This window comes from Asaia sp. SF2.1, from assembly GCF_000505765.1.
Taxonomy (GTDB): domain Bacteria; phylum Pseudomonadota; class Alphaproteobacteria; order Acetobacterales; family Acetobacteraceae; genus Asaia; species Asaia bogorensis.
On record NZ_AYXS01000012.1, the window covers coordinates 40479 to 63061 of the forward strand.

Consider the following 22583-nt stretch of genomic DNA (forward strand, 5'->3'; position numbering starts at 1 on the left):
GAACTTTACCCCTCGCGCCGTGGCCCGCCACGCTCCTGTGTCATAACCGAGCATGAAATGCACACTGGAAGGCTGCACGAAATTGGCAGCCTCATCACGCCACAGGCAATGAGCCGCTGTCATGATGACAGAGGGTGCAACGAGAAATCCGGTGCATTTCACGCCGAGTTCGGTCTGCACACGTCCCAGAATACGCCAGGGCGTCCGGTTGACATCAACGACATGTCGCGTGCCGGAACCGACACCCACCAGGGCGGATTTCTGCGGTCCTGCCGCCAAGGCCGCCCCCGGCGAGATGCAAGCCAGCGCCGCAAGGGCGACGCACGAGAACAGCTTGCTGCAAACCATGTGACGCGCCACCCACCCTGTTGCGGCCTTCATGACACTGTTCCGCCTGACACCTCATCCGTGCTCTGCGCAAGATGATCGGGCCCGAAAGACCACGGAAGCAGGGCTTCAAGCGTTGTCTCAAGCAGGATCTTACCTTCTGTGTTGACGATCTTGATGGCCAGATCCGGCGCGCCAAATTCCCGCAATCTCTGGCGACAGCCTCCGCATGGGGTGCAGGGCGCTTCACCCGACCCGACAATCACGATCTCGTCGATCCGGCGCCCACCGGCCATGACCATTGCGGCAATCGCCCCCGCCTCCGCACAACTTCCCTGGGGATAGGCTGCGTTTTCCACATTACACCCGGCATGGATCGCCCCCTCACAGCGCAGCGCAGCCCCGACATGGAATCGCGAATAGGGTGCATAGGCTCGCTTGCGCGCGGCCAGGGCCGCCTCGATCAGGTCCCTGCTCATCAAATATCCTTCTCCCTTGCATAATCGCGGCTTGGAAGCCGCAGATTGCCCTTGTAGTCTGTCATTCATGACACGCCACGACCCTGATATCATGAACCTTCTCGCCTCTCGCCCCTCGTTGCATATGGATGGGCAGGATGGTCTGCTGTTTGAGGGGGTTCCCCTCCAGACAATAGCAAGCGCGGTTGGCACACCATGCTGGGTCACGGGCGCAGGGACGCTCAGACGGCGTACCCGCAATCTCAGGAAAGCCTTCACTGAGCGTGGCATCGACATATCGCTGCATTATGCGCTCAAGGCGAATGACCATCTCGCGACCCTGACCGTTCTGCATCAGGAGGGTTGTGGCGCCGATGTCGTGAGCGGTGGCGAGTTGCGCCGCGCTCTTGCCGCCGGAATCAGCCCGTCGCAGATCGTGTTCTCAGGTGTCGGCAAGACAGATGCCGAGCTCATGCTCGCCCTGCAGGAAGATATCGGCCAGATCAATGTGGAGAGCGTGGAGGAGCTACGGCGCCTTTCGCACCTTGCCCGCGCCTCCAGCCTCACGGCCCGGGTGGCCCTGCGCGTCAACCCGCATATCGATGCGGAAACCCACGACAAAATCAGCACGGGGCGACTAGGCGACAAGTTCGGAATCGACTGGGCCGATGTCCCGGCCCTCTACCGCGAAGCCAGCACCCTGCCGGGTATCGATATCCGCGGGCTGGCGACCCATATCGGCAGCCAGATACTATCGCCTGCCCCGTTCAAGGCCGCCTATGCCCGTATCGCCGAGATGGTGGTCGGTTTGCGCGAAGAAGGCCTAAGTGTTTCGGTGGTGGATTGTGGCGGCGGTCTGGGTGTGCGCTATCGTGACGAACTCGCTCCCCCCCCGGCCGCGCTCGCCGGGGCAATTGCCGAGACACTGGGCCATCTCGATCTGAAACTCGCCATTGAGCCCGGTCGCTGGATCGCAGCACCGGCCGGCGTCCTTCTGGCCTCGGTGATCGATCTCAAAGCCCAGCGCGAGGGTATTTCGGACTTCGTGATCGTGGATGCGGCGATGAACGATCTGGCGCGCCCAAGCCTCTACGGAGCCTGGCACGGCATCATCCCGCTTGCGCCCGATCTTGCCTATGCTGAAACGGCCCCCCAGACCGTCGTGGGGCCCGTTTGCGAGTCGAGTGACGTTCTGGCCAAGGACCGACTTTTGCCTGCGGTACGCACGGGCGATCAGATCGCCATTCTCGATACGGGGGCCTATGGCGCCGTCATGAGTTCGACCTACAATAGTCGCCCCCTCGCAGCACAGGTCATGATTGAAAACGGCCAGTGGCAAGTGGTGCGCAAGCGGCAACGGGTCGAGGCGCTCTGGGGTGATGACAGCATACCGGAGTGGCTGGATAGCGAATGAGCATGGCGCCGCCCGCACCGTCCTCCGGCTCCAGCCTTACGCTCGAAATACGCGTCCTCAAAGCGCGTCATCGAGCAAGACGTGTGCTCTGGCTCGAATCCGCCTGGTCTGCCGTCCAGCGCCCTCTGGCGCTCGTAGGTGCCTACGCCATATCGGGGTTGCTGCGCCTTCCGCAGTCCTTGCCGGACACGCTGCACGCCTTTCTGCTGGCGGGCGTTGCAGGAGGGGCCATCGCCCTTGCTGCCCGCAATCTAACGCGTTTGCCCCCGCCCTCACCCGCCCTCATAGACAGGCGCATCGAGCGGGCTTCCGGGTTATCGCATCAGCCTCTCGCCGCACTTGATGACTATCCGGCTGATGGCGAGGAAACCGCCCTGTGGCGCGTGCATATGGCCCGTCTGCGCGACAGCGTTGGGCGGTTGCGCACGGGCTGGCCACGACTGATCTGGACCACCGGCCTAAAATTCGGCTGGGCGGGATTCGGGATCTGCCTGATCGCGACACTCGCCCTGTCGGGTCCGGCGGCACCCTCGCGGCTCGAGGCCGCCTTCCTACCGGGCGTGGATGATATCGATGTCCCGTTGCCGCAGATCGAGGCCTGGGTCGACATGCCGGATTATGCCCCCGGCGCGCCCGTTTTCCTGACGAACACCACCACGCCGCCACGCCTTCCGCAGGACGCGAAACTCACCATTCATGTCACTGGCGCACGCTCAGGCCCCCATCTTCTGGGTATCGAAACGAGCGATGTCGCCACGAAGCAACTCGATTCCGGAAGCTGGAGCTTCACGGCCAAACTCGCTCATAGCGGCAGGATTTCTGTCCGTTCACGTGGCCGGACGGTTGGCGAATGGCAATTCGAGATCGACCCCGACCTCGCCCCCGAGGTTGCGTGGACATCACCGCCAGCGCCCGCAAAGGACGGGACCGATCTTGCCATGCCCTGGCGGGTTGCTCAGGCACATGGCGTCGCGGGGCTACAGGCAGAAATCACACTCAAGGCCAATCCGGACAGGCCTGCGCTGAACGTACCCATTCCTCTCAAAGGGGTGCCCAACAAGGCAGACGGCACGTTCCAGAGCGACCTCACCGCTTCGCTATGGGCGGGAGAGGCAGTTGCGCTTCGGCTCAAGGCCACGAGCCGCAGCGGAAGGACAGCCTACAGCAAATCCGAGACGGTGACGCTCCCTGTCAGGGTGCTTCATGATCCTGCAGCCCGCGCCCTGGTGAGCCTGAGGCATCGTTTTGGGCTCGACCGCGAAACTCCCGCACAGACCGCCGATGAGCTGAGAGCGATTGCGAGCGCATTGCCGCTGCAGGAGAAAGGCAGCATCCTCGCGCTCCTCTATGCCGCCGCCCAGCTTGAGGATCAGGATTCAGACGGAGCAAGAGAGAACACGATCGGGCTCACCTGGGCTGTCGCGCTATATCTGGAAGACCTGCGCAACTCGGACCGCGACACGGCGCAGGCCAATCTGGAGATTCGCGCGGCGCAGAAGGCCGTGCAGGACCAGATCGCTCATATGCGTGCACTGGGCCCTGCCGGGCATAGCGAGGCCGAACAGCAGGAACTCGCCTCGCGCATGAAAACCCTGCGCGAGGCTTTGAGCCGACGCATGCAGGCCCTGATGCAACGCAGCATGCAGCTTGGCACGGTCATTCCCGATATCGGTGACTCACCCGATGATGGGTCGGATCCGGTATCGAAACTCATGCGCCGCCTTCAATCGGATGCGGCCAATGGCAATGCCGATCAGGCGATCAAAAGGCTGGACGACCTCTCACGAATGGCCGACCGTATGCGCACGGCCACCCCAGAGGATCTGGCGCAGATCGCCCAGCAGCTTCAGGCGCAGGCACGGGCGCGAGCCCAGAAAGCGACCCTACATGATCTCGTCAGACGTGAAACCACCCTGCTCGACCATGCCCAGTCCCGCCTGAACCCTGGCCAGCGCGCCGCGCGCGAGGCCATGCTGAACCAGAATGCCCCGGGGCAGGATGTCAGTGCCATGTCCACCGCTGAGTTACTCAAGCGCCTCGGGATGGCCCCCCCGCCGGATATGGATGAGACAACGCCCCCGACCCAGCCTCCCTCTCTTTCACCAGAAGAAATCGCGCTGCAGCATGAGGAGAGGCGCAACGATCATGCTGTCCAGCGTGCCCTGCAAATGGTGGCCTGTCTGCTCAACGACGATATCAAGGGCTTGACCGGCAAGACGATGCCGGGCCTGACCAAGGCCGATCAGGACATGAAGGCAGCGCGTGCAGCCTTGGCCTCAGCACAGGACGGGCCTGCTGAAATTGCCATACGCAAGGTGCTCAAGGATCTTGCCGAAACTGGCCAGCAGATGAGCGAGGCACAGAAAGGCAAGAACCATGGCGGTGGACCGCTTACCTTGCTGCCCACAATGGGAAGCTCGGACCACGCCGAGGGTGGCAAGGACAAGAGAGGCCAGAGCCAGGCTGATAGCGACGATGACGACAACGGAGATGGCCAGTCCGGGGACAAGAGCGACCGCGATCCCCTTGGCCGTAAAACTGGCAAGGGCCATTCCGGCGCTGACACGGACGGCACAGTGCCGGAAGCAGACAGCCGCGAAAAAGCCAGGGAAATCGAGCGCGAGCTTCGCCGACGTGATGCAGATCGGACACGCCCCCAGAGCGAGCTCGACTATCTGGACAAGCTGCTGAAATCCTACTGAGCCACACGACCAGCATCTCCCGAATGCACGCCCAACACGGCGCCGCAAAGGGATGCGCTGGCCAGCCCTATCCCGGCGGGTCCTCAATGAAATCTGAAGGTTAAGGAACGCCGTCGCCGAATCGCGCGATGGTGCTGCCGATCGTCTGTCTCTCGGGCTTGTACACCAGCCCACCTGCGCAGAGCACCCGACCCAACCCTATCGGCTACCTTACCCTTCGCCCGATGAACTGGGGGTAGGTCGCCGTTGTGGCAACAAAACGATGCAATTTTGCAACATCGCCCAGGTGGTTTGCAGCAACGTAACGTCACAGAACGATAACGACCTTGCAATAAAAAGATAGAAACCGCAGCCTTGTGAAACCAAGTTATTCCGAGGGCAAACTTTTATGAAAATCGTTAATTTTCAGAGATGAGGGCGATTGCTGCTGGGCGCGGCCATCATCCTTTCCCCTGTCGTAACGAATGTCGCAGCCCATGCGCAGACGGCTGCAGCGACCACTCATCATCGCAAGGCGGCCAGGCACAGCACGGCTCGCAAGACCACCACTCGTCCGGTCAACGGACCGCAGCTCGGCGCTCAGACAGCGCCTGCAGCCACGATGGTCCCCACACGCTCGCAGAACGCGCTGCGCAATGTTGCACCGGCAAGTGCTGTATCGTTCTCACAGGGTGGCAAGTCTGAGGAGTTGATTGTCGTCGGTTCGGCACTCACCACGGCCAATAATACCAGTGCCAATCCGGTACAGATCGTCACGTCCAAGCAGATCCAGCAAACCGGTGCGACGAACCTTAACGACTTCCTGTCGCGTCTGCCTTCAATCGGCGCCAGCGGAACGAGCAATAGCAATACTAATGGCGGCAACGGGGCGTCCTGCGTCGATTTGCGCAACCTGGGCCAGAACCGCGTCCTCGTTCTTGTCGACGGCAAGCGCACGACGCCGAACGGCAATAGCAACTGTATCGACCTCAACACCATCCCGGTACAGATGGTGCAGTCGATCGAAATCCTGAAAGATGGTGGCTCAGAGCTCTACGGTGCAGATGCTGTATCGGGCGTCCTCAACATCAAGTTACGTCATGATCTGAACACAGGGTCCGTCACGATTCGCGGCGGTATCACCGGTCATGGTGATAACCGCACCGGCATGATCTCCGCCATGAAGGGCTGGAACTTCGATCATGACAAGGGCAACCTGACGCTTGGTGGAAGCTATATGACGCAGGGCGGCGTGACACAGCGCGATCGCTCCTGGTCCAGGGTACCTCTTGGGGCGGTAGGGGCTTATCCGACCAACTCGAACCTGCAGGTCGGTTCAATCATCACACCCGGCGGTACGTATTTCGGCAGTGAGAACACCTATGTTGGTAATCTCGATAATGGATCGCTGAGCCCCTATAGCAAAAGCAAGCGTTATAACTATGCTCAAAACCAGTGGCTTGTGAATGCTCTGCAGGACTCCACCCTTTCAGGAGATCTGCATTACGAGTTCAATCGCCACTTCGACGTTTATTCCAACGTCCTTTACGCGCACCGTACATCGAAAACCCAGCTCGCCCCTGAACCGGCAATTGGCAGCGTTCCCCCCTCGCCTCTACCAAACGGCATCATTCTGCCGTCGGGTTATCCCGGCAATACGGCGGGAGAGGATCTTCAGCTGTACCGTCGTCTGAACGAGTTCGGACCGCGCACCAATAATAATGCGAGTGATACTGTCACCGGCATGGTCGGCATGCGTGGCGATATCGTCCACGACTGGAAGTACGATCTGTCTTACACCTACGGTGCCAGCCAAGTGACGAACGAACTGCAGGGCGTCGGAGACTACTCCAAGCTTCTCCAGGAATGGGGACTGGAGCCCTATGCTGACCCGAACGACCCGAACGGCGCTCTGGTCTATAATCCGAATTCCTGCGCAGGTTCACCGGGCTGCGTACAGTCCAACGCCTTCACGCGCCTCTCGCCGGGCGCAGTGCAATACGCCAATTATACGACGTATCAGCACACCATGTATCAGCTCCGTGACCTGAACCTGCGCATCCACAATAACCATCTCGTTCATATGCCCTGGAAGGGCGGTGGCGACTTTGGTGTTGCGCTGGGTATGGAGCACCGTGGCGAACAGCTGAGCAATAACCCTGACCCGCTCGTTGTAAGCGGCTACTCCCTGACCAATACGGTAGAGCCTACCTCAGGTGGCTTTAACGTGACGGAAGGCTATATCCAGGGTCATGCGCAGCTCCTCAAGGACGTTGCCTTCGCGAAGGACCTGTCGATCGACGGTCAGGGCCGTTACTCGTCGTACAACACCTTCGGTGGAGCCAAGAACTGGAAGGCAGGCATCGATTGGGCGCCCACGCGCGATATCCGTTTCCGTGGCACGATCGGCACCTCCTTCCGTCAGCCAAATGTGTATGAGCTCTATGGCGGTGTGGGCCTCAGTTATGTCTCGGCTTCCGACCCCTGCGCCGGTGCAACCAGCCCTGGCCTTATTGCCAACTGCATCAAGGGCGGCGTGGCCAACCCCCAGAACTTCAATTCAGCCAATTCGGGCCAGGTTCCAACCTTGCAGGGCGGCAACGTGGCCCTGCGTCCTGAGACGGGTCGTACCTATACATTTGGTACCGTGCTCACGCCGCGCTGGATTCCTGGTCTCGCAGCCTCGGTTACATACTGGCACTACACGATCGGTGGTCTGATCAACTCGCTGCCAACACAGTACATCCTCAATCAGTGCTACGAGGGCGGCGTACAATCGTACTGCAACTCGATCGATCGCCTTTCGAATGGGCAGATCAACACGGTTTCGGCGCTCGACCAGAACCTTGGCGACCTGCTCACCAGCGGTATCGACTTCGACCTGAATTATCGCTGGAGAGTGACCCGGCACGACTCTTTCATCGTCGACAACAATTTCCAGCAGTTGGTCAAGTACAAGCAGCAGCAGCAGCCTGGCGGCGCGTATCTGAACCAGACAGGCGCCCTGTTCTATCAGAGTGGTGTCGGTCAGCCACGTGTGCGCGACTACGCCACTCTTACATGGCAGCACGATGCGTTCCGGATTTCCTACATGTTCCAGTATATCGGCGGCATGAACTGGAATGACGGATCAGCTTTCCTCAGTGAGGAAAACCCTGCTGCCAATGCCCGTATCAAGACACCTGCGATGGTCCAGCAGGATATCTCTATCGGTTATGCTTGGAAGCGCTGGAACTTCGAGGGTGGCGTGCAGAACATTGCTGGCAAGAACCCTCCTTTCGTTCTCAACGCAGCCTCGAACTCGGCTGATACCACCTACAACGGCTTCTATCTGGGCCGTTACATCTTCCTGCAGGCTGGTCTGAACTTCTGATCACCCCGGACGCGGAGTTCTGCTCCGCGTCACGGAAGAAAGACGACTAAAAAAGGGAGAAGGGCCTACGCCTTTCTCCCTTTTTCACGCGCATACCGCGCCGACCAAGATGACGCGTATCAACTTCCGCGATAGGTGGAATAGCCGAAGGGCGAAACCAGTAGCGGCACATGGTAATGCCCGGTTTCCGTCATGCCGAAATCGATCTGCACCACATCCAGAAAAGGCGGCTCGGGCAGATCATGCCCACGCCCCCTGAAATAGGCCGCCACGTCGAAGCGAAGCACATAAGCGCCTGCCCCGACCGCAATATCCTTCAGGCCGGGACAGCGGCCATCCTCATTTGTCACACCCGAAAAGAGCACGCGATCATCATGAAGCAGGGTGATCGTCATACCCTGTGCGGGCACGCCCCCTGCCGTATCGAGAACATGGGTGGAAAGGCTGGTCATGATGCTGTCCTGTCCTTCAGTCTGAGCAATGCAATCTGATCGATCTGAGCGAGAGCCTCAGCCAGTTCCTCCTGCGGTGACTGCGCCAGCCGACGTTCTATCTCCAGGCGCATGCGCTCCTTGGTGGCCTGTCGGACACAGATGACGAAAGGCATATCGAAACGCGCCTGATAGGCCTCGTTCAGGGCACGAAAGGCGATGAATTCAGCCTCGCTCAACCTGTCGAGACCCGCCCCCTCCTGCTCGGCCGCCGAGAGTCTGCCCAGATCGGGGTCCACACCGAATTTGCGTGCCAGCTCCGGATGGGCCTTGACCAGCGCTTTCTGCCTGTCGTGATCGGCATCACGTATGATCTGCGATGTTGCGGCAATCATGTCCTCCGGGCCTGAAAAAGGCGCCTGAGGCCACGCCGCTGCCACGATCCAGGGCGTGTGTTCATAGATATCGCCATAGACCGATATGAATTCTTCCCGAGTGTTCGCGGTGATCATGCGGGGTGATGCTCCTGCCAGTGACGGGCAATATCGAGCCGCGTCGCAACCCAGGCGTCCTGATGGGCCTGCACATGGGCGATGAAACGTTTGAGCGCCAGCGCACGGGCGGGCCTGCCTGCAAGGCGACAATGCAGGCCGACAGACATCATGCGCCCGCCCTCCTGATACAGCATGTCGAACGTATCACGCAGATAACGGAAAAACTGCTCGCCTTCGGTAAAACCATTGAGCGCAACGAGCTTCATGTCGTTCACGTCGAGCGTGTAGGGCACGATCAGCTGTGCCGGGCCATAACGACGGTCGTAATAGGGCAGATCATCGGCATAGGAATCGGCGTCGTAAACGAAGCAGCCTTCCTCGGCGACAATCCGGGCGGTGTTCGGGCTGGTACGACCCTGATACCAGCCCAGCGGAGCCGCTCCCGTGACCTCTTCATGCAGCCTGATGGCTTCCCGGATATGCTCACGTTCGATTGCTTCAGGGATGTCCTGATAATCGATCCATCGGTAACCGTGGGACGCAATCTCCCAGCCTGCCTGCTTCATAGCCGCTACAGCATCGGGATTGCGGGCAAGAGCCATTGCCACGCCAAAAACCGTGAGGGGCAGGCCCGCCTCGGTGAAAAGCCGGTGGAGACGCCAGAAGCCTGCGCGAGAGCCGTATTCGTACAGGCTTTCCATTTGCATGCAGCGCGCACCGGTGATCGAACGGGTACCGACCATTTCCGACAGAAAGGCCTCGGAACCCGCATCGCCATGCAGAACGCTGTTTTCGGCGCCTTCCTCGTAATTCAGAACGAACTGGACGGCGATGCGGGCGCCGCCCGGCCATGCAGCCTCGGGGGGATTGGCACCATAGCCCAGCAGGTCGCGTGGATATGCCTGTGTCATGCCTGTTCGTTCTCTCCCATTCAAAGCGCCGCCACGCCGCCATCGCTGCGCGGGTCGGTGGCCCCTTCCATTGTGCCATCCTCATAGCGCCGAATGGCCCCGGCATGACCCATCGCCGTGGCAAATGGCGTCAGACTCTCGACGTCGTGACCAAGCGCGCTCAGTCCATCGAGGACTTCCGGGCCAAAGCGCGTTTCCATCTTGAGCGTTGTGGTGGTTTCGCCCCAGGTGCGGCCCAGAAGCCAGCGCGGTGCCGTGATCGATTCCTGAAGGCTCAGCCCGGCGATGACGTTTCGCGCCACGATGGCTGCCTGGGTCTGCGGCTGCCCCTCGCCGCCCATCGTGCCATAGGCCAGCAAGCTCCCATCATTGAGCGCGGCCATGGCGGGGTTAAGCGTATGAAAAGGCTTGCGCCCGGGCACGAGGCTACGCAGACGCCCGGGCACGAGGTCGAAACTGGCCCCGCGATTCTGCCATACCAGGCCGCTCTCCGGCAGCACGATACCCGAGCCGAACTCGAAATAGAGGCTCTGGATCATGCTGACGGCCCAGCCCTGCGAGTCCATCACGCCAAACCACGTGGTGTCGCCCTGCTGGGTCTGATGGGGCCAGGGTGCCGCACGGCTCAGATCGATGGAGGCCGCCATTTCATCCAGAGCAGCCTGATCGGACAAAAGCGCCTGTGGGGAGGTTTCCATGATGGCAGGATCGGCAATCACACGATCGCGCCAGATGAAGGCGGCCTTCGTCGCCTCGACCCAGCGATGAATGTCGTCAACCGTATCAGCCCCGGTCACGCCCAGTCGCTCTGCGAGAGCCAGAATCAGCAGGGAAGCCGCGCCCTGTGTGGGTGCGACCATATTAAAGAAGCGACCATGGTGAAGGCTGGTCTCGAGCGGTTTCGTCAGGAGCGCTTCATGGTGGTTGAGGTCGTCGCGGCTAACCGGCGAACCACAGGCCGCAAGATCAGCCGCGATCTGATCGGCCAGCTTGCCATGATAAAAATCGCCAAGACCGGCATTGGCGAGACGTCGCAATGTGCGCGCCAGCGCCGGATTGCTGTGCACGGCGCCCGCAATCGGCATATCGCCTTGTGGCAGGAACAGGCCACTGAAATTGGGCATGTAGCTCAGCACGTCAAGATGGGCAGCCATAAGCCCGGCCATGCTTTCCGTAACCACTATGCCGCTCTCGGCGTGGTCGATGGCGTCGGCCAGCAATGTCGAGAGAGGCAACGCCCCTCCTGCATAGGCGAGCGCTCGCGACCAGCCCGCAACCGTACCGGCAACCGTATTGGCTGCCAGCCCGCCACGCCAGGGCACACTGTCACATTCTGCATAGAGCTCGGGAGTCGCGTTCTGGGCGAGCCTGCCACACGCATCAATGGCCACGGTCTCGCCATCAGGGCGGCGAATGAGCCAGAAGCCATCTCCCCCAAGGCCGGTCATATGGGGGTAAACCGCAGACAGGGTTGCGGCCACGGCCACGGCTGCCTCGACCGCGTTGCCTCCTGCCTTGAGAATATCCCGCCCCGCCTGCGCCGCAAGATGATGCGGGGCGGTAACCATTCCCTTGCGGGAGCGTGCGCTGAAAAGCATCAATCCTCCAGAATACGGGCGCGAGCGACGCCAGCGCGTTCCAGCGCCTCACCGAGCGCGACAATACGATCTTCCCGCCCCGGCTGCGCCACGAGCTGGACGCCAAGCGGCATCCCGCTGCCAGCATTAGCGTCAATGGCCAGAGGCACGGTCAGGACCGGGAAACCGGCCAGAGTGAGAGGCTGGGTGTAAAGGCCGAGATTGGCACGCGCAGAAACCGGTTGACCACCAATTTCGATGACGGGTGTATCGATCCGCGGAGCCGGGCCGACCACGGCGGGTGCAACCAGAATATCCGCCTCAAGAAAGGCCTCATGCATACGCTCACGAAACCAGTGGCGGATCTTGTGCGCCCTGAAAACATGCGGCGCCGGGACAAGAGCCCCTGCGAGCAGGCGATCACGCACCGCCGGATCATACTGCTCCGGGCTGTGACGCAAGCGATCGAGATGCAGGCCTGCCCCTTCGGATGCGCTGATGACAAATGCCGCGGCACGCGCCGTTGCGACCTCTGGCAGAACGATCTCGCTACGTATCGACAGGGCCGTGCAGAAAGCTGCGAGAGCCGCTTCCATCTCCGGCGACATATCCTGGGCAAACCAGCCGCCAAGCCGCGCCATTTTCAGCCCTGCAACGTCCACCCGCGCCAGAGATGACGCGCTCAGCACCTCCACCATCACCCGCATATCGGCAGCGCTTGCCGTGAAAGGCCCGACCGTATCGAGACTGGCGACAAAAGGATAAGACCCCGCTATTGGCAGCAGGCCCTGCGTGGCTCGCAGCCCCCACACGCCACAAAGCGATGCCGGCACACGGATCGAGCCATTCGTGTCGGAGCCCAGGGAGAGCGGGAAATATCCTGCAGCGACACCAGCCGCAGACCCGCCGGAAGACCCACCGGCGAGACGCGCGCTGTCATGCGGGTTTTTCGTGATGCCATAATGGGCATTGTCTGTCGCAAAACCGTAGGCAAATTCATCCATATTGGTCGTGGCGAGCGGTATGGCGCCAGCCTCAATCAGCCTGCTGACCAGCAGCGCATCGCAATCGGCCGGCGCTACGCTGGCCAGAACCGTCGACCCAGCCGTAGTGACCAGACCTTGCACATCAAACAGGTCCTTGATGCCAAAAGGCACCCCTGCCAGCGGTCCGGGGTCGATCCCCTCGGCCACAAGAGCATCGATGCGGCGTGCCTGATCGAGCGCCCGCTCCGACAGCAGGCGCGTGACGGCATTGATGGTGCCATCGCGCTGGATGACACGGTCGAGGCAGTTCTCGATCAGGCTGAAGGCGCTGCGTTCGCCCGACCTGACAGCGCGCGCAATCTCGGTGGCGTTCATGGATGATACTCGAGAGCGGGCTCAGTGCGCTCCGGCAGATCGAGCGACAGAACGAGCTTCTGGTACCGCGCGAGCAGGGCAAGGTTTTCTAGCACGCCGGGTTGGCAATCGACCGGAATCGTCAGATCAAGCGCAGCCGCACGCGCATTGAGCGTGGCCTCATCAATCATGCCTGCTCCTCACCCTCTCGACCGAGACTGACGAGTTCCTCCGCGTCATAGGCAAGCAGGCTTTCAAGGTGCTTTTCACCATCCTGGACAAACAGGTCGCAAGCAATCGAGCGGGCCAGGCGGTCCACGCCATAGCGCATGCCGCTGATCGAGGCACCCGAAAGCCCCATGCTCGGCGTCGCCGCAAAGGTGAAGTTATAGATCGCCCCCAGCATGGCGGCATCCGGATGAGCCGGGTCGCGCGGCAGGAACTGGCTCTGCGGGCCAAGATAGGGATAGGAGTCCAGAACGGCGCTTTCCTCGCCGTCTGGGGCCTCGAAACAATCGCGCCACAGCGCGACGTTTCCGGCAAATGAGGCTGTTTCCGGCCGCTTGCTGAAATCGATCACGAAGCCCGTGCCGATAATCAGGAAGTCAAACTCCATCGTCCCGTGAGGCGTATCGACAGTAATGGTTTCACCCTCGCAACGCGCGCCCAGCCAGGGGGTATCGCCATGGAAGCTGAACCCGTCATGACGGCTGCAACGCCAGAACGTGTCCTGTGGCGGCGGCTGATTGAGATCGAAGATGCGGCGCATGAAACGCCAGCGTGTCAGATCGGGCAGTGCCGGGAAATGAGCCAGAAACCCGGCATTTTCCATCCAGCGATACGGGTTGATGCGCGGCAGGGTCTTGCGGCGTATGCAGACGGCAACCGATCGGGCACCGGCTTCCAGCGCGGTCGCCGCATTATCGAAGGCAGAGGCGCCACCGCCGAGCACACCGACACGCTTGCCACGCAACGCCTCGAAATCGATCGGCTGATGGGTGTGGGCGTAGAGATGGCTGGGAACCGTCTCGCGTATGAATTCCGGCACATGCCATGACCCGCTGCCTTCAATGCCGGTCGCCAGCACAAGGCGGCGTGCCCAGACGTAAGAGATCTCTCCCTCCTGTGAACGGAACTGAAGATGCAGCAAGCCATCCTGCCAGACGACATCGACCAGTTCACGGTCATGCTCTACTGGCAGGGCAAGCGTCTCCTCATACCAGCCGAGATAGGCCTGCCAGTCGCGCCGGTCGATCTTGCCCAGCGACTCCCATGCATCCTTGCCATAACGCGCCTCAAACCAGCTTCGCGGCGTCAGTGAGGGGATGCCGAGATCAGGGCCAGTCACATGCTTGGGCGTACGCAGTGTGATCATACGGGCAAAAGTAACCCAAGGCCCCGCCTGCCCCTTCTTTGCGCGCTCGAATACCCGAACGTTATGCACGCCAATGCGACGAAGCGCGAAAGAGGTCGAGAGACCTCCCTGCCCGCCACCGATCACCGCAACATCGAGCACCGCCTCACCATGATGGGTCAGCGTGGACGAGACCCAGGGACCCGACGCATAGGCAATTTTCTGAAGATCCTGATGAACCCGGTCAGCGAGATCACGGAGCGCTTTGTTCTGCATGTCAGGGCACCCGGTAAAATGGATTGGGGAGGAGGAAGCCACGATCGGCGTGACCACCTGCGAGATCGGAGGGCTGATCGCCTATATTGGCGATGATGTGATAGCCCTTCTGTTCGATTTCGCTGCGGGCCGCCGCCTTGTAATCCGAGGCCGACGGCGTATGGCTGCCCTCAGGCCTGAGCACGAGGCCCGACCAGCCCTTATAGCCAGCAGTCTCGAGGTTATGCGCCGTATCGGCTCGCTCGTTCTCACTGCGTCCGGTTACGAAAAACACCGACACACCACGCTGCTGGGCCACACGATACAGAGCGAGCGTGGAGGGAAAGGCCTGCGCCTTGGCGCTCATTTCCCAAGCCATCACGCCGCACGGCCCCTTGGGCAGTACATCGCACTGACCATCATGAAAATAGGCGAAATGATTGGCCTTAATCTCAGGCCAGTTGGAGAGCGATGTCTCATCGATATCCAGGACAATCGCAGGCTTGCTCACATGCGCGGCGCGCAGACGAACCCAGTCCGATGCCTCCTCGATCACGGCGGCGAACTCACGATCATAGGCCCCGCTATCATGATAGGCGGTGGCGGCAATCGCTGCATCGCCTACATTAGCCGGCACCGCGTGGGCAGCGCCCGCTGCCGTTGCCCCAAGCACAGAGGCAAGCGCTAATGCGCGCCCGAAACGATTTGCGCGTCGGCGAGAAACGGCATGGACGATAGACGAATAATTCATGGCAGGCGGCGCTCCTGTGAAGCCAAGATACAATTGCGTTATCTTCACAGCTGTAGAGACGGCTCACAAGACCGGTGCGCCGGAGCATGTCCTTGCCTCAAACAATCGTTTTTCATACCTGCCCCGTCCTGTATTGATATCTCGTTCCCCAAATGAAACAGAACATCTCCTCTTCGTCTATCCCTCTTGTGCACAAACGCACGGGACGCCTATTTTGTAAATTCTGGTTCAGATAACCCGAATAGCGTTGCAACTACTTGCAATTACCCTAATATACGCCTAGACACGGTCGTATACAACGAAGCAGTCGGGAGATGATTTTGGGCGCGCCTCGGGAAATTGCGGTCGTGACCATTCTGGAAGCCGCGGAAAAGATCTTCTCCGAACATGGATTCAGCGGTGCGAGCATTGCTGCTGTGGCCCGGGAAGCCGGTATTCCCAAAGCCAATATTCATTATTATTTCTCAACTAAGGAGACCCTGTATCAGGAAGTGCTCCGGCGCACCGTGCAGGAATGGCTCCGGGAATGCGAAATCTGGCTTCGCCCCGAAAATAAAGCCTCTACGGCCCTGCGCGCCTATATCGGCTCCAAGCTCGCCTTCTCACGTGCCAATCCCCATGCGTCACGCCTGTTCGCGCACGAAATTATCGGGGGGGCGCGCTATCTGCATGATTATCTCTCGACAACCCTGCGTGAGGCGATAACGCCGTTCGGTGAGACATTCACGGTCTGGATGGAGCGGGGTGAGATTCCGCAGGTCGATCCGACGCATTTCCTCTTCTGTCTGTGGGCCATGACCCAGTGGTATGCAGATATGCAGCCTCAGGTAACCGCCCTGCTTGGCAAGGAAACGCTTGAAGAAAGCGATTTTCACGCCGCGGCGGAAACAATCCTGGCCCTTGTCCTCGCCCGGAAGGACATAACGGCCTGAGGCCTGTACTGCGGAGAAGGCCCGGCTGGTGGTTTATCCTCGGGCCACTGAGGGGACACGAACAAGCAGAACAATCAGGATGGCGAGCGCGGCGAGTGCGGCACCGCTCATCGAAACAGCACCATAGCCCAGCCCCTGATACAGAACCGCGCCGCCCAGCCAGGCACCAAGCGCGTTGCCAAGGTTGAAGGCGCCGATATTGACTGATGACGCCAGAGCCGGAGCACGTTGCGCCGCCTGCATCGTGCGCATCTGCAACGCTGGCATGATGGCGAAAGAGGCGGCACTCCAGACCAGAATACCAAGTATTGCGCCAATCGGCGTTACTGCAATGAACGGGTAGATCAGCATGATGCCACCCAGTACAGGCAGCATCAGCAACAGGGCAAAACGCGTGGAGCGATCGGCCAGACGACCGCCAAGCGCTGCGCCAATGCTGAAACCGACGCCGATCGTCATGAGCGCGAGGGTGACGAGTCCCTCACTGGCATGGGTGATGCTGTGCAGGAAGGGGGCGATATAGGTGTAGAGAACGAACATGATCCCCGCACCGAGTGTCGTGACGGCAAGGGCCAGCAACACTTCACCGCCTGCCAGAACGCGCAATTCGCCAAGGATATCCGGACGTGGATTGCTGCCCCGTGGTGGCAGGGCGAGGCTGAGGGCCAGCACGGCCAGGGCGCCAAGCAGCGCGGTCACCAGAAAGGCGCTGCGCCACCCCATGGTATCGCCCAGCCAGGTTGCCGCGGGCACTCCGAGGATATTCGCGATGGTCAACCCCATGAACATCGACGCCACCGCCGAGGCACGACGCTCGGGCGCCACGACACTTGATGCCTCTACAGCGCCAAGGCCGAAGAACGCTCCGTGTGACAGGCTGGTAATCACCCGCCAGATCATCAGGACGGCATAGCTATGGCTTAGCCCGGCACCGAGGTTGCCGATAATGTAAAGCCCCATCAGCCCGACAAGAGCCGCCTTGCGCGACATGGCACCCAGCAGCAGCGTCATGATAGGCGCCCCCAGCATGACTCCAAAGGCATAGGCGCTCACGAGCGACCCGGCCTTGGGCACACTGATGTGAAGATCCTGAGCAATGACCGGCAACAACCCCATCGGGGTGAACTCGGTCGTGCCTATAGCAAAAGCCCCCACTGCCAGCGCGAGCAGCGCTCCTCGAGCCGAACCCATCTTACCCCCTGCCGAATTAAAGCTTGCGCAAGTTCTTCTTACTTTCCAGATCCTGCGCCCCGTGCCACGATTTTCTCCTGATGTTTCCACAAGGAGCCGGATCGAGACAATGACCACACCATTTGCCGACAGCAATCATGACGCCCTCTGGCTGCCCTTCACGGCCAATCGCCAGTTTCGCGATGCCCCGCGCATGCTCGTTTCGGCAAAAGGCATGTATTACCGTGATGATAAAGGCCGCGAAGTCCTGGATGGTTGCGCCGGACTCTGGTGCGTCAATGCAGGCCACGGGGCACCGCGTATCGTGGAAGCCGTGCAGAAGACGGTCGCGACCCTCGATTTTGCCCCCGCTTTCCAGATGGGCCACCCCATGGCTTTCGAGGCCGCAGACCGTGTCGCGCGCCTGGCCCCGAATCCGCTCAACCACGTTTTCTTCTGCAACTCCGGCTCTGAAGCAGGCGATACGGCGCTCAAGATTGCCATCGCCTATCATCGCCTGCGTGGCGAAGGCACACGCACCCGTCTGATCGGACGTGAACGCGCCTATCATGGCGTCGGGTTTGGCGGCATTTCGGTCGGCGGCATTTCGGGCAATCGCAAGCTCTATGGTTCGCTGCTGACCGGAGTGGACCATCTGCCCCATACGCTCGATCTGCGTCGCAACGCCTTCTCGCGCGGCCTGCCGGAACATGGCGCGGAACTGGCTGACGATCTGGAGCGCATCGTCGCCCTTCATGACGCCTCGAACATTGCGGCTGTCATTGTCGAACCCATGGCTGGCTCGACAGGCGTGCTGCCAGCGCCGAAGCGCTATCTCAAACGCTTGCGCGAGATCTGCACCAAGCATGGCATCGTGTTGATCTTCGATGAGGTCATCACCGGTTTCGGTCGTCTGGGCGCGTCTTTCGCTGCTGAGAAGTACGGCGTCGTGCCCGACATCATGACGGTGGCCAAGGGTATAACCAATGGCACGATCCCGATGGGTGCCAATATCGTATCCGACGAGATTTTCGACGCGTTCATGCAGGGACCGCGCGAGGCCATCGACCTGCCGCATGGCTACACCTACTCGGCCCACCCCATCGCCTGTGCTGCTGCCATTGCCACACTCGACACTTATGCCGAGGAGCATCTGTTCGAACGCGCAGCCGCGCTCTCGCCGTATTTCGAGGAGGCTGCCCACTCGTTGAAGGGTGCGCCCTATGTGGTCGATATCCGCAATGAGGGGCTTGTGGCCGGTATCGAACTTGCCCCCCGAGTCGCCAAGACGACGCGGGCATTCGAGGTGTTCGAGCGCGCTTTCCATGAAGGGCTGTTGCTGCGCTACACAGGTGACATCCTCGCCATTTCACCGCCGTTGGTCATCGAGAAGAACGAGATCGATCGCATCTTTGAGACGATTGGCGGCATCCTCAAATCGATCGACTGACATCCGCAGGGCGTCGCGGGGAAAATCCCGTGACGTCCGCGCGAAAAAGGCCCGGACAAGCTCGATCAAACTGTGCCGCAGCCTGAGCCCAGGCGAAGTGCTGGCCGGACGCGCATGGATACATCGCGGGGTTCGGCAAATAACTCCTGCGCCCATCACAAGTCACGACCCGATTTTTGGATGCCTTGTCTTTCCGGGCGTATTGAGACAAGGGCAGAAAGCGCAGTAAGCCGCTCTGCATCCCTAACCGGACGGGACTATACCAATGCCAGCCAATCTGGACCAGTACCTCAAGCTGCGCCATCTGCGTGTTGTTACCGAGATTTTCAACACCGGTCATATCAGTGTTGCCAGCGCCAATCTGGGCCTCACGCCGCCTGCAATCTCGAAAGCTTGCGCAGAAATCGAAGCGATTATTGGACACAAGCTGTTTGACAGGACCCGGTCAGGAATGGTGCCCACCGATCTGTGCCACCTCCTGGTCCGTTCCTCAGGAATTATCACGGCCGAGCTGAGAAAACTCTCTGCCGAGATTCAGGACAATCTTTTCAACACGCCACAATCGCTAACCATCGGCTATCAGTCACCGTCGCTTTCAGCAATCGCAATGCACGCGGCGGGCGTGTTGCGGCAGCAGATACCTGCGTTGAGGCTCAAGATCATGCAGATCGATAGAGCCTCGCTGCTGGATGGCTTGCAACAGGATCGATACGATATCGGCTTCATTGCATTGCATCAGATCGAGAATTTCCCTGCCCTATCCAGTCAGATCCTGCTGAATGAACGCTGCTTCGCTGTGTCGCTGGAGGGCACGATGAGCCTCTCGGAGGTGCTCGACAACTGGGCGGATTTCAGGTTGCGCAACTGGGTCCTGCCGATACCGGGCTTCGCAATTCGCGACCGATTTGAATCCCTGCTTGCATCGCGCAATCTGTATAGCCCGGCGAACGTCATCGAACTTAATTCCGCCTACGACGCGCGCCCGCTTATCGTCGCGTGCAACGCCATGACAATCGCTACGAACACGATGCTCAGCAACGCAGGTGTCACTCTGCCGAGTTTCAGCCGTGGCCCCACCGATGACGATATCCTCCTCGCGAGCGGGGTGGTCTGGCGCGCCCACTCGCCAAATCTGGGCATCATCGATCGGTTTCGCAAAATCGTGGAAGCATGGGCCAATCCGATACCTCCAGGGTGATCGATTGGCTGCTCATCGATCGGGCCCAAGGTCTCAGCAACACGAAGTCACATGTATTCCAATTTTCATCGTGCCTTGAGGCAAAGATAATATCGCGAGCACCGCTACTGTCGATAGTTTCTCTCTCAACAACATCGACAGGCGAACGATAGTCGCATCGTATTCTCTCTGACACGCGAAGATGAGCTGATCTGTACCCAGATACTCCTGGATGAGTGGGGTATTCCTGAGCAGTTCCGCTTTCATGACTGATGACCCAGTCGCAGAGGGAGCGAAAACGCGATCTATCGTTCGCCGCAGCAGAGAGGCGAAACGCCCATGGCCTTCCAGCCCGATCCAAATGCCCGTATCCTCACCGGCACGTGGAGCGCCGTAAATTCAGGGGGGGTTACCGTCTTCCAAAGCGGGGCCACCGTCGTTAATCCCCCTGTCCAGTTCAACGGCGCGACGCTGAACATCATGTCAGGAGCGACGGTCTCCAACGTATTCTTCAGCAACTCGGGCGGCTATCCCCGTGTGAATGTGTCCGCAGGCGGCGTTTTGACTTCCTCCTATATTCGAGAAGGATACTTCACGGTTTTCAGCGGTGGGAAATCAATATCGAACGATATTGAATCCAATACTGCTATCGTCATGAGCGGGGGCTCTTCCGTCGAGGATCGTCTCTTCAATATCAATCGGCCCGTCAATGGTTTTTGGGTGAGTTCGGGGGGGACAATCATAAGCCCGGTCGTGGGCAGCGGAGCATCGCTGGGGGCGTATCCCGGCTCAATCGTGGGCGGTCAACCCTCTGTTACCGGTGGCGTTGTGGTCTTCAACGGCGCAACTGTAGGAAACGGGGAGATTCCCGACTCACTTGTCTTCGCCCCAAACGCGACAGTCGTCACAGGGAACTGGTCGGCAGTTCTCTCAGACGGTAAGACCGTTTATCAGAGCGGGACTGTAACGCTGACGGGACCGATCCGTATTTCCGGCGGCAACCTTACGGTTACCTCGGGAGCGGTAGCCTCGGGTGTCTACCTTCAATATGTACCGTTACAATGGCCTCGTGTTGATATTCAGGCGGGAGGCACCCTCGTTTCATCCTATGTACAGAATGGGGGCGTCTTTGTATCGGCGGGAGGTTTGGTATCGGCGAGTACCTTGGACTCAGATTCCGGAATTGTATATTCTGGGGGATCCGCCATCAGCAACACCTATAATAACACCGCATTTGATAACTCCAATGTACGAGTATTATCCGGTGGCGTCATGTCCAGCCCGTTCATTACCACCGGCGGAATTGTACAGGTAAACCAAGGCACAGTCGTCAACCCGACGGTAAACGGCAATGGATATCTGGGCATCACGAGCGGCCAAATGATCACGTGTTTCCTTCGCGGGACACTTATCACCACATCGCTCGGCGATATCCCGGTAGAGGAAATCAAGGAGGGAGATCTGGTCACGACCTATGACAGCATGGGTCGCGTGACAGGTGTTCAACGTGTGATTTGGATACATTCCAGCCACGTCGAAGTACCTCTCTTCGACGACAGGTCGGCCAGTTATCCCGTGCGTATCATGCGTAGTGCTTTCTCTGAGGGCTGCCCGGCACGGGACATGTGGGTGACCGACGAGCATTGCTTTGTGTTCAAAGGTCGCCTCGTACCCGTGCGTATGCTCGTCAATCAAACCACTATTGCATATGACAAACGGCTATCTCGCTATGACTATTTCCATATCAAGCTGGAAAAGCATTCGATTATCCAGGCCGAGCACGTATTGACCGAAAGCTTCCTCGATAGCAACAACCTCGAAAATGGAGGGGAAATCTGCAAATCATTCGTGCCGCCTGTCCCGGCCCTACCGCTCGGCGTCGAGCGTTGCTTTGTGGAGCCGATCTACCGTGAACTTGAGGGTCGCGGGCTGGGTCTCACGGGCCACTCACCTGCGAGCCTAAATCCCTCGATCGAAGACGCTGGCCTTTATCTGGAAACCGATGATGGCAGACGGATTAAACCGCTGAGACGCAAGGGGAACTGGCATGTCTTTATGGTCCCGGCGGATCTGCGCAATCTGCACCTCGTCTCCCGGGTTTTCAAACCCTCGGAAGCAATTGGCCCCTTCCTTGACGATCAGCGTCTTCTCGGCGTTCTAGTTCAGGATATCGTCATTTACGATAGTCTTCAGACGACCGAGATAGACATCCATATCACCCAGTCCGATTTACCTGGATGGGATGTGCCGGAGAAAGGCAAGCATCGCTGGACCCAGGGGCGCGCAAACCTTCCGATAAACCATATCCCCACCGAGACAGAGTTCATGCTTTGCATCGAAGTGATTTCCGGAGGACCCTATCCTCTGGGATTTGGAACGAGCTTCCACTCTTTTCTACAGCGGGGCGCGCCCATGATGCCGCCCGGGCAAATCGCAGATCAACAGTTAAGGGCGGCAGGTTAAAGGCCGAAGGAATAGACGGGAAGGA

At 59.8% G+C, this 22583-nt stretch carries 18 protein-coding genes; 7 read left to right on the forward strand and 11 right to left on the reverse strand.

From position 1 onward, the window contains the following. On the reverse strand, positions 1-381 hold a 381-nt coding region (locus tag P792_RS26660), incomplete at its 3' end, for a trypsin-like serine protease (RefSeq protein WP_152530184.1). Next, a complete protein-coding gene (locus P792_RS26665) occupies positions 378-899 on the reverse strand; it encodes a cytidine deaminase (protein WP_338107065.1) in 522 nt (173 codons plus the stop codon). The genes P792_RS26665 and P792_RS26660, both read right to left, overlap by 4 nt. Here P792_RS26665 and lysA point away from each other — a divergent pair. The 3 genes from lysA (at position 898) to P792_RS26680 (ending at position 8253) form a co-directional block, all read left to right on the forward strand. Further along, positions 898-2199, forward strand: coding sequence for a diaminopimelate decarboxylase (lysA, locus tag P792_RS26670; RefSeq protein WP_231944547.1), 1302 nt, complete (start codon positions 898-900; stop codon positions 2197-2199). The two genes, P792_RS26665 and lysA, sit on opposite strands and share 2 nt — an antisense overlap. Next, positions 2196-4901 (forward strand): DUF4175 domain-containing protein, encoded by a 2706-nt coding sequence (locus P792_RS26675; RefSeq protein WP_023978377.1) that lies wholly within the window; start codon positions 2196-2198, stop codon positions 4899-4901. Before lysA ends, P792_RS26675 begins: the two co-directional genes overlap by 4 nt. Positions 4902-5502: 601 nt before the next feature. Continuing rightward, positions 5503-8253 (forward strand): TonB-dependent receptor plug domain-containing protein, encoded by a 2751-nt coding sequence (locus tag P792_RS26680; protein WP_369794221.1) that lies wholly within the window; start codon positions 5503-5505, stop codon positions 8251-8253. A 119-nt stretch (positions 8254-8372) separates the two neighbouring features. Here the strand turns inward: P792_RS26680 and uraH are convergent, their stop codons facing one another. From uraH to P792_RS26715, 8 genes are read right to left on the reverse strand one after another with little or no spacing between them, the layout of a single operon-like run. Next, on the reverse strand, positions 8373-8705 hold the full coding sequence (gene uraH, locus P792_RS37965) for a hydroxyisourate hydrolase (RefSeq protein WP_023978379.1): 333 nt from the start codon (positions 8703-8705) through the stop codon (positions 8373-8375). Then, entirely contained in the window at positions 8702-9196 is a 495-nt protein-coding gene (gene uraD / locus P792_RS37970; protein WP_031240533.1) for a 2-oxo-4-hydroxy-4-carboxy-5-ureidoimidazoline decarboxylase, read from the reverse strand. The genes uraH and uraD overlap by 4 nt, the downstream gene beginning before the upstream one ends. Further along, positions 9193-10089, reverse strand: coding sequence for an allantoinase PuuE (puuE, locus tag P792_RS26695; RefSeq protein ID WP_023978381.1), 897 nt, complete (start codon positions 10087-10089; stop codon positions 9193-9195). Before puuE ends, uraD begins: the two co-directional genes overlap by 4 nt. A gap of 20 nt (positions 10090-10109) precedes the next feature. Further along, positions 10110-11687, reverse strand: coding sequence for a gamma-glutamyltransferase family protein (locus P792_RS26700; protein WP_023978382.1), 1578 nt, complete (start codon positions 11685-11687; stop codon positions 10110-10112). Continuing rightward, entirely contained in the window at positions 11687-13027 is a 1341-nt protein-coding gene (locus P792_RS26705) for an AtzE family amidohydrolase (RefSeq protein WP_023978383.1), read from the reverse strand. The genes P792_RS26700 and P792_RS26705 overlap by 1 nt, the downstream gene beginning before the upstream one ends. After that, positions 13024-13197, reverse strand: coding sequence for a DUF4089 domain-containing protein (locus P792_RS36555; RefSeq protein ID WP_023978384.1), 174 nt, complete (start codon positions 13195-13197; stop codon positions 13024-13026). The genes P792_RS26705 and P792_RS36555 overlap by 4 nt, the downstream gene beginning before the upstream one ends. After that, on the reverse strand, positions 13194-14636 hold the full coding sequence (locus P792_RS26710) for an NAD(P)-binding domain-containing protein (protein ID WP_023978385.1): 1443 nt from the start codon (positions 14634-14636) through the stop codon (positions 13194-13196). Before P792_RS26710 ends, P792_RS36555 begins: the two co-directional genes overlap by 4 nt. Position 14637: 1 nt before the next feature. Continuing rightward, entirely contained in the window at positions 14638-15366 is a 729-nt protein-coding gene (locus tag P792_RS26715; RefSeq protein WP_023978386.1) for an HAD family acid phosphatase, read from the reverse strand. Between the two features lie 314 nt (positions 15367-15680). Here P792_RS26715 and P792_RS26720 point away from each other — a divergent pair, with 314 nt between their 5' ends. Continuing rightward, positions 15681-16298: a TetR family transcriptional regulator C-terminal domain-containing protein gene (locus P792_RS26720; RefSeq protein ID WP_051395849.1), complete on the forward strand. Its 618-nt coding sequence runs from the start codon at positions 15681-15683 to the stop codon at positions 16296-16298. Between the two features lie 33 nt (positions 16299-16331). On the opposite strand, the gene P792_RS26725 is transcribed toward P792_RS26720, so the two are convergent. Next, complete coding sequence (locus P792_RS26725) at positions 16332-17489, reverse strand: MFS transporter (RefSeq protein WP_031240539.1); 1158 nt, start codon at positions 17487-17489, stop codon at positions 16332-16334. Between the two features lie 109 nt (positions 17490-17598). Between P792_RS26725 and P792_RS26730 the strand changes: the two genes are divergently transcribed. The 3 genes from P792_RS26730 to P792_RS26740 all read left to right on the forward strand — a co-directional run bounded on the left by P792_RS26730 (position 17599) and on the right by P792_RS26740 (position 22558). Then, positions 17599-18918 (forward strand): aspartate aminotransferase family protein, encoded by a 1320-nt coding sequence (locus P792_RS26730; RefSeq protein WP_023978389.1) that lies wholly within the window; start codon positions 17599-17601, stop codon positions 18916-18918. A gap of 265 nt (positions 18919-19183) precedes the next feature. Continuing rightward, on the forward strand, positions 19184-20116 hold the full coding sequence (locus tag P792_RS26735; protein ID WP_023978390.1) for a LysR family transcriptional regulator: 933 nt from the start codon (positions 19184-19186) through the stop codon (positions 20114-20116). 318 nt (positions 20117-20434) lie between these two features. Further along, positions 20435-22558, forward strand: coding sequence for a Hint domain-containing protein (locus P792_RS26740; protein WP_023978391.1), 2124 nt, complete (start codon positions 20435-20437; stop codon positions 22556-22558). The last annotated feature ends 25 nt before the right edge of the window (positions 22559-22583 follow it).